This window comes from Nitrosomonas sp. Nm33, assembly GCF_900107265.1.
Lineage (GTDB): Bacteria > Pseudomonadota > Gammaproteobacteria > Burkholderiales > Nitrosomonadaceae > Nitrosomonas.
Genome location: NZ_FNPJ01000028.1, coordinates 1 through 14,667, shown reverse-complemented (window position 1 = coordinate 14,667; position 14,667 = coordinate 1). Strand labels below are relative to the sequence as shown.

At 42.7% G+C, this 14,667-nt stretch carries 12 protein-coding genes; 7 read left to right on the top strand and 5 right to left on the bottom strand.

Annotated features, from left to right (window positions below; genetic code table 11):
- Position 1: 1 nt before the first annotated feature.
- The 5 genes from hisC to gyrA form a co-directional block, all read right to left on the bottom strand.
- Positions 2-1,120, bottom strand: a complete 1,119-nt coding sequence (hisC, locus tag BLV54_RS07575; RefSeq protein ID WP_090570071.1) for a histidinol-phosphate transaminase — start codon at positions 1,118-1,120, stop codon at positions 2-4.
- Positions 1,121-1,193: 73 nt separating this feature from the next.
- Positions 1,194-2,261, bottom strand: a complete 1,068-nt coding sequence (gene pheA / locus BLV54_RS07570) for a prephenate dehydratase (protein ID WP_090570068.1) — start codon at positions 2,259-2,261, stop codon at positions 1,194-1,196.
- A gap of 12 nt (positions 2,262-2,273) precedes the next feature.
- Positions 2,274-3,482, bottom strand: coding sequence for a phosphoglycerate dehydrogenase (locus BLV54_RS07565; protein ID WP_090570065.1), 1,209 nt, complete (start codon positions 3,480-3,482; stop codon positions 2,274-2,276).
- Positions 3,475-4,578: a 3-phosphoserine/phosphohydroxythreonine transaminase gene (gene serC / locus BLV54_RS07560; protein WP_090570062.1), complete on the bottom strand. Its 1,104-nt coding sequence runs from the start codon at positions 4,576-4,578 to the stop codon at positions 3,475-3,477. Before serC ends, BLV54_RS07565 begins: the two co-directional genes overlap by 8 nt.
- Positions 4,579-4,611: 33 nt before the next feature.
- Positions 4,612-7,158: a DNA gyrase subunit A gene (gene gyrA, locus BLV54_RS07555; RefSeq protein WP_090570059.1), complete on the bottom strand. Its 2,547-nt coding sequence runs from the start codon at positions 7,156-7,158 to the stop codon at positions 4,612-4,614.
- A gap of 419 nt (positions 7,159-7,577) precedes the next feature.
- On the opposite strand from gyrA, the gene BLV54_RS07550 reads away from it, so the two are divergent.
- The 7 genes from BLV54_RS07550 to BLV54_RS07520 all read left to right on the top strand — a co-directional run.
- Positions 7,578-8,783 carry an aspartate aminotransferase family protein gene (locus BLV54_RS07550; RefSeq protein ID WP_090570056.1) on the top strand — a complete coding sequence of 402 codons (1,206 nt, stop codon included), beginning with the start codon at positions 7,578-7,580 and terminating at the stop codon, positions 8,781-8,783.
- 12 nt (positions 8,784-8,795) lie between these two features.
- Entirely contained in the window at positions 8,796-9,719 is a 924-nt protein-coding gene (argF, locus tag BLV54_RS07545) for an ornithine carbamoyltransferase (protein ID WP_090570055.1), read from the top strand.
- Positions 9,720-9,758: 39 nt separating this feature from the next.
- Complete coding sequence (locus BLV54_RS07540; RefSeq protein WP_090570052.1) at positions 9,759-10,985, top strand: argininosuccinate synthase; 1,227 nt, start codon at positions 9,759-9,761, stop codon at positions 10,983-10,985.
- A gap of 433 nt (positions 10,986-11,418) precedes the next feature.
- The gene (gene rpsL / locus BLV54_RS07535; RefSeq protein WP_090570049.1) at positions 11,419-11,796 is read left to right on the top strand and encodes a 30S ribosomal protein S12; all 378 of its coding nucleotides are present in this window, start codon (positions 11,419-11,421) and stop codon (positions 11,794-11,796) included.
- Between the two features lie 81 nt (positions 11,797-11,877).
- Positions 11,878-12,348, top strand: a complete 471-nt coding sequence (gene rpsG / locus BLV54_RS07530) for a 30S ribosomal protein S7 (RefSeq protein ID WP_090570046.1) — start codon at positions 11,878-11,880, stop codon at positions 12,346-12,348.
- Between the two features lie 109 nt (positions 12,349-12,457).
- Positions 12,458-14,551 (top strand): elongation factor G, encoded by a 2,094-nt coding sequence (gene fusA / locus BLV54_RS07525; protein ID WP_090570043.1) that lies wholly within the window; start codon positions 12,458-12,460, stop codon positions 14,549-14,551.
- A 22-nt stretch (positions 14,552-14,573) separates the two neighbouring features.
- Positions 14,574-14,667 (top strand): GTP-binding protein (locus tag BLV54_RS07520; protein ID WP_090570040.1); only part of this gene is annotated, 94 nt, incomplete at its 3' end.

The window sequence follows — 14,667 nt, the reverse complement described above, 5'->3', positions numbered from 1 at the left end:
TTCAAAGGGAGGTTTTCAATACTTGTTCCAAATCATACAGGAATTTCTGGTTCTCAGATTCCAATCCGATGGTAACCCTTAAATGATGGGGCATTTCGTAAACACCCAGTGGCCGTACGATAACGCCTTGCTCAAGTAGGCTTTGGTAAACCTTAATTGCATTAGTAGCATCACCTCTCACGCGGAAGCTGATGAAATTCCCGTAAGAGGGAATATATTCCACCCCCAATTGGCGCAGCCCATTGGTTACTTGCAGCATGCCCGCTCGATTGAGCGCATAGGAGCGTTTGACAAATTCGATATCTTGTAACGCAGCGAGCGCACCCACTAATCCAATACTATTGACATTGAACGGTTGGCGGATACGGTTCATCAAGTCTGCCAAATCAGGGTTGGTCAGCGCAAATCCTACCCGAATGCCTGCTAGGCCGTATGCTTTTGAAAAGGTGCGTGTAATTAACAGATTTGGAAATTTTCTCAACCACGAAATACTATTGGCTTTATTAGCTTCAGGTAGATATTCATCGTAGGCTTCATCCAAAATAACCAAGACGTCCGGTGAAACCCGCTCAAGAAAACGTAATAAGTCATCAGCATCGCAGAGTGTGCCTGTGGGATTATTGGGGTTAGCGATAAAGACAATTCGTGTTTCTGGTGTGATGGCATTGAGCATGGCAACCAGATCGTGGCCATAAAGTCGGGCAGGAACGGTAATACCATGCGCTCCTAATGCCTGCGCCAGTAGTGGATAAATTGCAAAAGCATGTTGTGAATAAACAGCTGAAGCACCTGGTTTCAGGAAGATACGAGCAGCGAGTTCCAACACATCATTCGAACCATTCCCCAGTACAATTTGATCGACATTTACGCCATAGTGTTTTGATAAGGCATTTTTCAGTTCAAAACCACTTCCATCAGGATATCGAGCAATTTCTTGGAGTGCGTTAATCATTGCTTCCATAGCCAATGGGCTTGTTCCGAGTGGATTCTCATTGGATGCAAGTTTGATAACACCGTATTTTTCCAGGCCGAGCTCTCGTACCAAGTCTGAAATGGGTTTGCCTGGCTGATAAGGGTGTATAGCTCGGATACATTCTGGTGCAAGTTCACAAAGTTTCATAAGATTTGAATACTAAAACTGGAAAATAATATTGAATTAAAAAATTACCAAGATCAGGAATAGGCGCAAATTATTACGCGACTGGATATGAGCCAAGTATTTTAAGGAAAGTTGCTTTGTCTCGAATTTCTTCAAGCGCTTTTGCAACGTTCTCATTTTCTTGATGGCCTTCTATATCGATAAAAAATACATATTCCCAGAGCCCTCTACGAGAAGGCCGGGACTCTAGCCGACTCATACTGACTTGATAGCGGGCAAAAGGGGCTAATAGTTCATGGATGGCGCCAGGACGGTTACTTGTCGATGTGACAATTGAGGTTTTATCCTTGCCGGAGGCAGAAACTTGCTGTGTGCCAATAACTAGAAATCGGGTGGTATTGTTCGGATCATCTTCAATATTCTTGGCGCAGATCGTAAGACCAAACACGTCAGCAGCTTTTTTTCCTGCAATAGCAGCAGCGCTTTTGTCTGTTGCAGCCATTCGAGCTGCATCAGCATTGCTTGCGGTATCAATGCGTGCTATGGCTTGTAAATTGGGTAAATGTTTGTTCACCCACCCAAGGCATTGCGCAAATGATTGTGGGTGGGAGTAAATTTTTTGAATAGCTGTTAGATCTGTCTGTTGTGCCATCAAACACTGATGGACTGGCAATTCTATTTCACCACATACAGTGAGTGAGGTTTGTAACAGCAAATCCATAGTCCGTCCGACAGCACCTTCTGTAGAGTTTTCCACAGGGACAACACCATAACTAGCAGTACCTAATTCTACTTTGCGAAAGACATCATCAATCGAATTGCAGGCCAGAGTTGCCACCGTGCTGCCAAAATGCTTAGTTACAGCTTCTTCAGAAAAGGTTCCTTGAGGGCCAAGATAAGCAACAGTCAAGGGTTCTTCCATCGCGCGGCAGGCCGATATGATTTCCGTGAACAATTGTATGATACGCTCATTGGTGAGTGGCCCAGGATTTAATTGCTGTAGGCGTGCTAATACCTGAGATTCGCGTTCAGGACGGTAGGTTACACCATTTTTCTGATGGCCGATCTGTTGTGCTAATTCAGCACGCGCATTGATGAGTTTGAGTAATTCGCTATCAATCGAATCGATTTTATCTCGCAACTGTTTGAGTTGTTCAGTCATGGGAAATCAATATTAGTCTGAATTTTTTGCCGGAATGGGCAAATAGCGTACCAGTAAGACACCGGTAATTCCAGAAAGATCGTCAATCACATTTTCTGGTACTGGGCTGTCTGTATCTACCAGGGTATAGGCCATTTCACCACGCGACTTATTGGTCATATTATGTATATTCAGTTCCGCTTTAGCCATGCAAGTTGATATTTGACCTAAAAGATTGGGAACATTGGCGTTGGCAACTGCAACCCGATAGGGTGATCCTCGTTCCATCACTACATCCGGAAAATTAACCGTATTAATAATATTGCCGTGTTGTAGATAATCCATCAATTGATTAACAACCATTATTGCGCAATTTTCTTCTGCTTCCTGAGTGGATGCTCCCAGGTGAGGTAGCGTAATGACTGCTTCCTGATGCTGTAATTTTTGACTTGGAAAATCACATACATAGTATTTAATCTTATTATTCTTGATTCCAGCAAGAACTGCATCTTCGTTAACAATAGCATCACGGGAGAAATTAAGAAGTATTGTATCTCGCTTTAGATAGTGGATAAGCTCATCGTTGATGAGATGATAAGTAGAATCCATCAGAGGCACGTGCAACGAAACGAAATCACTGTGGCGTAACAGATCTTCGATACTGTGGGCTTTTTGTACCTCTGAAGAGAGACTCCAGGCAGAATCAACAGTAATTTTCGGATCATATCCCAATACTCTCATGCCAAGCTTAATGGCAGCATCAGCAACGAGTCGTCCAATTTTGCCCAAACCAATGATGCCAAGTGTCCGCTTGGGCAATTCCACTCCCAAGAATTTTTTTTTGTGATCTTCAACCTGCTTGTGCAAGACTTGATCATTACCTTGCAAACTTTCCACAAAGCGAAATGCAGGAATAAGATTGCGTGCTGCTATTAACATGCCGGCTAATACCAATTCTTTGACAGCATTAGCATTGGCACCTGGTGTATTAAATACTGGAACACCCCGATGATTCATTTCGTTAACAGGAATATTATTTGTGCCAGCACCCGCTCGCCCAATTGCGATAACGCTTTTGGGTATGTCCATATTCAGCATATTGTGCGAACGTACCAAAATGGCTTCAGGGTTAGTTAAATCACTACCGATATGGTAGCAATCTGAGGGAAAACGCTTCAATCCAACTGTTGAAATTTGATTAAGCGTGAGGATATTAAAAATCCTTTGCGTCTGGTCAGCCATAGATCTTCTCAAATTCTTTCATGAAAGAAACCAGAGCCATGACCCCTTCATAGGGCATGGCATTATAGATCGAGGCTCGCATTCCACCCACAGAACGGTGGCCTTTTAACTGAAGTAATCCACGTGCCTTGGCTTGTTTTAGAAATTCATTATCGAGTGCAGCATCTTTCAGTGTAAACGGAATATTCATACGTGACCGGTCGGGTCTGGCAACTGGACATTGATAGAAATCACCAGAATCGATTAAATCATAAAGTAATTTGGATTTGGAGATATTGATCATCTCCATTGCCGCTAATCCGCCCTTTTGTTTCAGCCACTCAAGCACGAGACCCATGATATAAATTAGGTAGGTAGGTGGTGTGTTATACATGGAGTGATGCTCTGCATGAGTTTTATAATGATACATGGTCGGAGTACCATTTATCGGCCTACCTAGTAAGTCCTCGCGTACGATAACAACCACAAGCCCAGCTGGACCGATATTTTTCTGTGCACCAGCGTAAATAAGTCCAAATGGTGTGACATCCAGCGGGCGTGACAAAATGTTGGAAGACATATCGGCTACCAGGGGAATATCAGCCCTTCCGCCTTTCACTTGTGTGAGATCAGGCACCCAGTTGAATTCCACTCCACCAATGGTTTCGTTGGGTGTGTAATGAACATAAGCGCTATGAGGGTCAATTTCCCATTTATCGAGTGTGGGAGCATAGGTAAAATGAGCGTCTTCTGCTGAAGCAGCGATATGAACCGTGCAATATTTTTTTGCTTCATCGATAGCTTTTTGAGACCATTGACCAGTGTTGACGTAATCAGCACTCTTTTTTTCGTGCAGAAGGTTCATTGGCACCATGGCAAATTGACTGGAAGCGCCTCCCTGAAGAAAAAGTATCTTGTAGTGATCAGGAATATTTGCTAATTCACGTAAATCACTTTCGGCTTTGGCGGCGATGGACATAAACTCTTCACCGCGATGACTCATCTCCATGACAGACATGCCGCTGCCATGCCAATCCAGCATCTCGTCACGAGCTCGTTGGAGAACTTCTTTGGGCAATACAGCTGGTCCCGCGCTGAAGTTGTAGGTTATGTTCATCGGTAGATTCCTGGATTGTTAAAAAAATTGATCCTATGTTTCATCAGTTTCAATCACTCTTTCCAGCCCAGCAAGTTTTTCTCCCTGATCTAGGTTAATGAGTGTAACACCTTGCGTAGCACGACCCATTTCACGAATTTCATTGACACGGGTTCGAATCAATACACCACCTGTTGTGATCAGCATGATTTCATCATCTGGTTTGACAAGTTGTGCTGCTACCACTTTGCCGTTACGTGCGCTGGTGATGATTGCGATCATGCCCTGTGTGCCACGGTTATGGCGAGTATATTCGCTGATCGGGGTACGCTTGCCGTATCCATTTTCGGTTGCCGTCAAGACAGCGAGTTCCTCGTTTTCAGCGACAAGCAGTGAAATAACTTTCTGACCAGCGCCGAGCTTCATTCCGCGTACGCCGCGCGCATTGCGCCCCATTGGTCGAACATCATTTTCGTCGAAACGCATGGCTTTACCGTTGTCCGAAAACAGCATGACATCATGCTTTCCTTCGGTTAATGCGACACCGATGAGATAATCACCTTCATCGAGATCAATTGCGATAATTCCATTATTGCGTGGTCGTGAGAATTCAGATAAAGGTGTTTTTTTAACAGTACCGAAAGAGGTCGCCATAAAAATATAACGATTATCGTCGAATGTTTTTACCGGTAATACCGCATTGATTTTTTCATTCTTTTCCAGCTGTACCAGATTGTTTATGGGTTTTCCTCGGGAAGATCGACTCCCCTGACGGACATTATAAACCTTAACCCAATACACACGCCCCAGGCTGGAAAAACACAAAATATAATCATGGGTGTTGGCGATGAACATATTGTCAATGAAATCATCTTCTTTGGTAGTTATCGCTAATTTTCCGCGCCCACCACGTTTTTGAGCTCGATAATCATCCATCAACTGTGATTTGATGTAACCCGCATGCGATAATGTAATGACCACATCGGCTGGTGTAATCAAATCTTCTGTGTTTAAATTTTGGGCATCAATAACGATTTCACTGCGACGTTTATCGCCAAATTGCTGCTTTATACCAGTGAGTTCTTCCGAAATAATGGCAGTAATTCGCTCCGGACTAGCAAGGATATCAAGAAGATCAATGATTTTATCGATGATTTCCCTATATTCATCAGTTATTTTATTTTGCTCTAGGCCTGTAAGGCGCTGAAGGCGAAGATCTAGGATCGCCTGAGCTTGTGTATCAGACAGGCGATAATCTTGGTCGAATAAACCAAATTCAGCTGCTAATCCCTCTGGACGGAAAGCTTTTGCATCGACCATTGCTCGCGTGAGCATTTCTTCTACCAGTTGGGAGCGCCAAACTCTAGACATGAGTGCTCTTTTAGCATCGGAAGGTGTGGATGCAGCTTTGATGAGCGCGATAATTTCATCTACATTGGATAATGCTACCGCTAAGCCCTCGAGTAAGTGTCCGCGTTCACGCGCTTTTTTTAACTCAAAGCTGGTGCGGCGCGTGACTACTTCACGTCGATGACGCAGAAATGCTTCTAATATCTGTTTTAGATTCAGTAGGCGAGGTTGACCATCTACCAGGGCTACCATGTTCATCCCAAAGGTATCTTGCATCTGTGTTTCTTTGTACAGATTATTCAGGACTACTTCAGGAATTTCGCCGCGCTTCAGTTCAATGACTACACGCATGCCTGATTTATCAGACTCATCTCGCAATTCAGAAATACCCTCGATTCTTTTATCACGTACTAGTTCACCGATACGTATGAGTAAATTAGCTTTGTTTACCTGATAAGGTAATTCATCAATGATGATGCTGTGGCGATTGCCTTTATCTATGTCTTCAAAATGCGTGCGTGCTCGCATGATCACCCGACCTCGCCCAGTATGATAACCATCTCTTATACCCGCTGTACCATAAATAATGCCAGCTGTAGGGAAATCAGGTGCTTGAATATATTCCATTAACTCATTTATACTGGTTTCTGGACTACTAAGTAACATAAGACTGGCATCGATTACTTCAGTTAGATTGTGTGGCGGAATATTAGTCGCCATGCCTACCGCGATTCCGGAAGAACCGTTGATGAGTAAGTTAGGAATCTTTGCAGGAAAAATGAGTGGCTCTTGCTCAGAGCCGTCATAGTTAGGCCCGAAATCAACAGTATTTTTATCAAGATCGACAAGTAATTCGTGCGCGATACGCGACATTCGAATTTCGGTATAACGCATGGCTGCGGCATTATCACCGTCAACCGAACCAAAGTTGCCTTGTCCATCGATTAGCATATAACGTAAAGAAAAATCTTGAGCCATCCGGACAATTGTGTCATATACCGCGGTGTCGCCATGTGGATGATATTTACCTATGACATCGCCTACGATACGCGCAGATTTTTTATAGGGACGATTCCAGTCATTTGAGAGTTCATGCATGGCATACAGGACTCGCCGATGGACTGGCTTTAGCCCGTCCCGTACATCGGGTAGAGCACGCCCAACAATTACGCTCATAGCATAATCAAGATAGGAGCGCCGCATCTCTTCTTCAAGACTAATGGATAAAGTTTCCTTTGCGAATTGATTCATTTTGATGGATTTTATCGAGTTCGGAATTCAGCTCGCCACATATAATTTTGTTGGATTGAGCTGAAAAGTTTGATATGACTATAAAAATTGATTTCTTGCTAAGAGAATCAGAGCATTAATATTATATTTTAGCATGCATCGTAAGCCTTAGCTTTTTATAAGTAAAAGTTGCTAATAAGTCTTGATGACAGAATATATTAATTTAAGCTATTGAGCTGATCAGATGCCTCAATCATAAAATGTTTTCATGTTTAAAAATAACACAAAACAAAAAAGACCTTGAAAAAGCTTACTAAATAAGTAAATATAGATTTAATACAAGGTTACGGTTACTAATCGATTTACGGCGGCAAATGCCGCCGTATTTGTTTTCTTTTCTTCAAACTTAAATGTGAGAGTGTAGCGCTGTGTCAAACTTGATGAATACTTATTTGCGGCTTCCTGTAACTTTTATCAAGGGCGAAGGAGTCTGGTTATGGGACGATCGTGGCGATTGTTATCTTGATGCTCTTTGCGGAATTGCTGTATGTGGCCTTGGGCACAGCCATCCCGAATTGACTAAAGTGCTGTGTGAACAGGTAGGGATATTAATACATACTTCAAATCTTTATCAAATCGAAAAACAGGAATTACTGGCTGGTAGATTGGCTGCTTTGTCGGGAATGGACAGAGTATTTTTTTGTAATTCAGGAGCAGAGGCAAATGAGGCTGCTATCAAATTGGCAAGATTGTATGGTCACAATAAAGGAATTGAATTACCTACAATCATAGTGATGGAGCGATCCTTTCACGGCCGTACTATGGCGACTTTGACTGCAACGGGTAATCGTAAAGCTCAGGCTGGTTTTGAGCCATTGCTTGCTGGTTTTGTGCGTGTTCCCTATGATGACCTTAATGCGGTAGCTCAGATTGCTGATAATAATAAGAACGTCGTAGCAGTGTTAGTGGAAACTTATCAGGGTGAAGGAGGCGTCAATTTTCCGCAAATCAATTATCTGCAAGGTTTACGTCAATTATGTGATCAGAATGGCTGGCTGCTAATGCTTGATGAGGTGCAATGTGGTATTGGTCGCACAGGAAAATGGTTTGCATTCCAGCATAGCGGTATCATGCCGGATGTTATGACGCTAGCAAAAGGTCTGGGTTCTGGTGTACCTATTGGTGCTTGTATTGCAAAAGGTGAGGCGGGAGAGGTGTTTAAGCCTGGCAATCATGCCTCGACGTTTGGGGGTAATCCCCTTGCTTGCACAGCAGCGCTAACTACCTTGGATGTGATTGAAAAAGACCGTTTGATGCAGAATGCAGTTCAGGTGGGTAGTTTTATACGAGATCAGTTTAAGGAAAAGCTTGCTCGTTGGCTTGATGTGATACAAATTCGGGGTCAAGGGCTCATGCTGGGTGTTGAACTTCCTGTGCCTTGCAGTGAGCTGGTTAAGGAGGCCCTAAAAAATCGACTATTGATTAATGTAACTTCGGAAAGAGTGGTGCGGTTGTTACCTGCTCTGGTAATGAATCAAGCAGAGGCTAAGCAAGTGGTTGATATTGCTTCTGAAATTATTGATGGATTCTTGGCAAGTCAAACTGCGAATATGATCACGCGTGACAGACCTGATTCATCAAATTAAATCAGTCATTTTATGCAAATAAAGCATTTTCTGAAGATTAGCGATTTAACCCGCAAAGAGTTTGAATATTTGTTCGAGCGGGCGCGCTGGATTAAAAATGAGTTCAAGCAATATCGACAATATTGGCCGCTGACGGACCGGACTCTAGCGATGATTTTTGATAAGAATTCTACGCGTACACGATTATCATTTGAGGCGGGGATGTATCAGTTAGGTGGGAATGCTATTTATCTCTCAACCAGGGATACTCAACTAGGTCGCGGTGAACCTGTAGAGGATGCAGCGCAAGTAATTTCGCGAATGGTGGATATAGTCGTAATTCGCACTTATGAGCATAGTATAATTGAACGTTTCGCAGAATATTCTCGTGTTCCTGTTATTAATGGGTTAACTGATGAATATCACCCTTGTCAAATTTTGGGTGATATTTTTACTTATATAGAGCATCGTGGAAGTATTGCCGGTAAGACTGTGGCATGGATTGGTGATTCCAATAACGTGTGTAATACATGGCTACAGGCTGCGGAAATATTTGATTTTAATGTTCATGTCTCAACTCCTCCTGGTTATGAAGTCGAGCCAGAGCGCGCTGGACTATATAGTACTGATCATTATGAGGAATTTGCCTGTCCACATGACGCTGTAAAAGACGCTGATCTTGTTACTACTGATGTATGGACAAGCATGGGTTTTGAAGACGAAGAAGAAGCTCGAAGAAATGCCTTTGCTGATTTTTGTGTTGATGAAGAGATGATGTCTTATGCTAAGAAGGATGCTCTGTTTATGCATTGCTTACCTGCCCATCGCGGGGAAGAGGTGACTGCTGAGGTATTAGATGGTCTGCAATCGGTGGTCTGGGATGAGGCAGAAAATCGATTGCATACTCAGAAAGCATTAATGGAATATTTATTGTTAGGCAAAGTGGAAATTAAGTAAGCGGATGCTTCAATTAATCTGTAGGGATTCTGTTTTGTTATGAATAAAATTAACAAGGTAGTTCTAGCTTTTTCTGGTGGGCTAGATACTTCAGTCATATTGAAATGGTTGCAAGATGTTTATCAGTGTGAGGTTGTTACTTTTACTGCTGATATTGGTCAGGGCGAAGAAATTGAACCTGCGCGTGCAAAAGCACGAAGCTTTGGCGTTAAAGAGATTTATATAGAAGATTTACGTGAAGAGTTTGTTCGAGAATATGTGTTTCCAATGTTTCGTGCAAATGCTGTTTATGAAGGGGAATATTTGCTCGGAACAAGTATTGCAAGACCACTTATTGCCAAGAGGCAGATTGAGATCGCTCAAGAAACGGGCGCAGACGCTGTTTCACATGGCGCAACGGGTAAAGGAAACGATCAGGTTCGCTTTGAGCTTGGTTATTATGCGTTGAAACCCGATATCCATGTGATTGCTCCGTGGCGTGAATGGGATCTCACTTCACGCGAGAAGCTCTTGGAGTATGCAAAAAAACATGGTATTCCAATTGAGATGAAACAGCAAACTGGGTCTCCGTACAGTATGGATGCAAATTTATTGCATATTTCCTATGAAGGACGTCTATTGGAAGATCCGGCAAAAGAGCCCGAAGAATCAATGTGGCGATGGACAGTTGCGCCAGAAAAAGCGCCTGATGAACCAGAGTATCTCGACTTAGAATTTGAGCATGGTGATATTGTTGCGCTGAATCAAGAAAGGTTATCGCCCGCGGCAGTTCTCGCAAAACTAAATCAATTGGGTGGTAAACATGGTATCGGACGTTTAGATTTGGTTGAGAACAGATATGTCGGTATGAAGTCACGAGGATGCTATGAAACGCCAGGTGGCACAATCATGTTGCGGGCTCATCGCGCCATTGAGTCTGTCACATTAGATCGGGAAGTGGCTCATTTAAAAGATGAGTTAATGCCACGTTATGCGGCCCTTATTTATAGCGGATATTGGTGGAGTCCTGAGCGAAAAATGTTGCAGGCTATGATTGATGAATCACAGCTTAATGTTAACGGTTGGGTGCGGGTAAAGCTCTATAAAGGCAACGTAGTAGTGGTTGGTCGTGATTCTAAAACTGATTCCTTGTTTGATTCGGCGGTGGCAACATTTGAAGATGATCGCGGTGCTTATAATCACGCAGATGCCGCAGGATTTATCAAATTAAATGCGCTTAGAATGCGAATAGCTGCGAAACTCAGAAAATCGTTGAAAAAAGAATAGAAACAAAGCTGGCTTAAGAAATTATCAGATTGATAAAAAACAGAAACTTAAGGTATAGGTTAATATCCAAAGAAATATTGAGCAAATTGTAGCCAGAAAAATTATTTAACCGGAAAATTATGCAGCTAATTTAAAAGCAATAAAAAATTTCTGCTGTACTGTATTTTCGTAATTTATTTGTAATTTTGATAAATGAAAATCAGACAATAATTGTTCTTCCTTCTTGACATAAGAAGATAAACCCCATACAATCCGCAGTCTTTTTAGCTGCCTCTTTTAAGATCTTAAACATGAGAACTCGGAAAAGAGAGAAATAGATTTTTAGAAAAGGCGAGTCAAGATAAGATGAAATAAAGTTAAAGCAGTTTACCTATACCAATATTAAAATCGTGATGAAAAATAAGACAAAGGTTTAATTGAGAAATAAAATATTATGCCAACCATAAGTCAACTTGTAAGAAAGCCGCGAAAAGCAAAGCGTGTAAAAAGTAAAGTGCCAGCACTAGAGAGCTGTCCACAAAAGAGGGGTGTTTGCACTCGAGTTTATACAACGACTCCTAAGAAGCCAAATTCAGCTTTACGCAAAGTTGCGCGGGTAAGATTGACAAATGGATTTGAAGTCACAAGCTACATCGGTGGTGAAGGTCATAACTTGCAAGAACACTCAGTAGTGTTAATCCGGGGGGGGCGCGTTAAGGATTTGCCTGGGGTCCGTTACCATACTGTACGTGGAAGTTTAGATACGGCTGGAGTGAAAGACCGTAAGAAAGCACGATCCAAATATGGTTCTAAGAAACCAAAAGCATCATAATAAGATGTTTCTAGCAATATGATGATTGTGCAATGTGACGAGTGTGAAATCATTAAAGATAAAATAGTTCGGGGTTAGTAAATGCCAAGACGTAGAGAAGTACCAAAACGCGAGATTCTGCCAGATCCGAAATACCATAATGTAGAGGTGGCTAAATTTGTAAACGTATTGATGATCCAAGGAAAGAAGTCGGTAGCGGAGCGAATAATTTATGGCGCGATGCAACAAATTGAGAAAAAAACTGGCAAGGATCCTGTGGAGGTGTTTACTCAGGCGATGGCAAATATTAGACCTATCGTCGAGGTTAAAAGTCGGCGTGTTGGTGGTGCTAATTATCAAGTTCCAGTAGAGGTGAGATCGGTGCGTCGTAGTGCGTTGGCAATGCGCTGGTTGCGGGATGCTGCTCGTAAACGCAGTGAGAAGTCTATGGATATACGCTTGGCTGGAGAGTTAATAGAGGCTTCAGAGGGTCGTGGTGGAGCAATTAAGAAGCGTGAAGAGGTGCATCGCATGGCGGAGTCAAATAAAGCATTCTCTCATTATCGATTTTAATAGATTTACAAAGATTTGAACTTGGCCAAATAAGCGCCAATCAAGCACTTAGTGAAGAGTTTTGTCAGTTAAATATTTAGTTCGTAATATAAGATAAGAGTTTAGATTAATGTCTAGAAAAACGCCCATAGAACGCTATCGCAACATTGGAATCATGGCGCATATTGATGCTGGGAAAACAACAACGACAGAGCGTGTTTTGTTTTACACCGGCGTATCCCATAAGTTAGGGGAGGTTCATGATGGTGCGGCAACGATGGATTGGATGGAGCAAGAGCAGGAGCGTGGTATCACAATCACCTCGGCTGCGACAACCTGTTTCTGGAAAGGGATGGCAAGTAATTATCCGGAGCATCGTATAAATATAATCGACACACCCGGTCACGTGGATTTCACTATTGAGGTAGAGCGTTCCCTGAGAGTGCTGGATGGTGCATGTACAGTATTTTGTGCGGTCGGTGGAGTGCAGCCCCAAACTGAAACGGTTTGGCGGCAGGCTAATAAGTATAAGGTGCCACGACTTGCCTTTGTAAATAAAATGGATCGCTCAGGTGCAAATTTCATGCGTGTTTTAGAGCAGATAAAAACACGTTTGAAAGCTAATCCTGTGCCTATTCAATTACCAATAGGTGCAGAAGATAGATTTGAGGGCGTTGTCGATCTGGTAAAAATGAAAGCTATTTATTGGGATGAAACTTCTCAGGGTATGAGATTTGAGGAGCGAGATATTCCCGATAATTTGAAGAATGATGCGAAGACTTGGCAAGAGAAAATGATAGAGTCTGCTGCAGAAGCTTCGGAAGAGTTAATGAATAAATACCTTGAGGAAGGGGTGCTTTCAGCAGCTGAAATAAAGCAGGGTTTAAGAGCGCGAACTCTGGCTAATGAAATTGTCCCAATGCTGTGTGGTTCGGCTTTCAAAAATAAAGGTGTGCAGGCCATGCTGGATGCAGTGGTGGAATATATGCCTTCTCCATCAGATATTCCTGCTATTCAGGGCGCAACGGAAAGTGGTGAAAAGGATGAGCGTCATGCAAGTGATGATGAACCGTTTTCTAGCTTAGCTTTCAAAATTGCTACCGACCCATATGTTGGCCAGCTAATTTTCTTCCGTGTGTATTCCGGTGTGGTTACATCAGGGGATACCGTTTATAACCCAGTTAAGGGTCGAAAAGAGCGAATTGGAAGATTATTACAAATGCACGCCAATCAGCGCGAAGAAATCAAAGAAGTGCGCGCAGGTGACATCGCTGCTGCTGTTGGCTTGAAAGAGGTAATAACCGGTGATACTTTGTGCGATCAGGAACATGTTATAACCTTGGAGCGCATGGAATTTCCAGAGCCGGTAATACATGTGGCTGTCGAACCAAAAACTAAGAATGATCAAGAAAAAATGGGGATCGCGCTAAATCGTTTGGCGCAGGAAGATCCGTCATTTCGTGTGCGTACTGATGAGGAGTCGGGTCAAACGATCATATCTGGGATGGGTGAGTTGCACCTAGAGATCATTGTGGACCGGATGAGACGAGAGTTTAGTGTTGAAGCAAATGTCGGTGCGCCACAAGTAGCCTATCGTGAAGCAATCAAGAAAAAAGTTGAGATCGAGGGTAAGTTTATCAAGCAAAGTGGTGGCCGTGGCCAGTATGGACATGTTTGGTTAAGAATGGAGCCCAACGAGGCTGGAAAAGGGTTTGAGTTTATTGATGAAATCAAAGGTGGCGTGGTTCCTCGTGAATACATACCAGCAGTAGAGAAAGGATTGCTGGACACTTTGGGATCAGGAGTTCTAGCTGGTTATCCAGTGGTAGATGTTAAAGTTGCCTTGTTTGATGGTTCTTACCACGACGTTGATTCAAACGAGAACGCATTTAAAATGGCTGCTTCGATTGCATTTAAGGATGGTATGAGAAAAGCCAGTCCAGTATTGTTGGAACCAATGATGTCGGTCGAAGTGGAAACACCAGCAGAGTTTATGGGGAATGTCGTTGGTGATTTGTCATCAAGGCGCGGCATGATTCAGGGCATGGATGATACAATGGGTTTCAAGATTATAAGAGCAGAAGTTCCATTGGCAGAAATGTTCGGTTATTCAACTATTTTGCGTTCCGCAACACAGGGCAGAGCGACATATACAATGGAATTTAAACATTATTCAGAAGCACCAAAAAGTGTTGCTGAAGCGATTATCAATAAAAGCAAATAATTATTGAAGATAAGGATATAACATGGCGAAGAGTAAATTTGAGCGATTGAAGCCGCATGTAAACGTTGGCACAATAGGTCATGTGGATCATGGCAAAACGACATTGACCGCGGCTA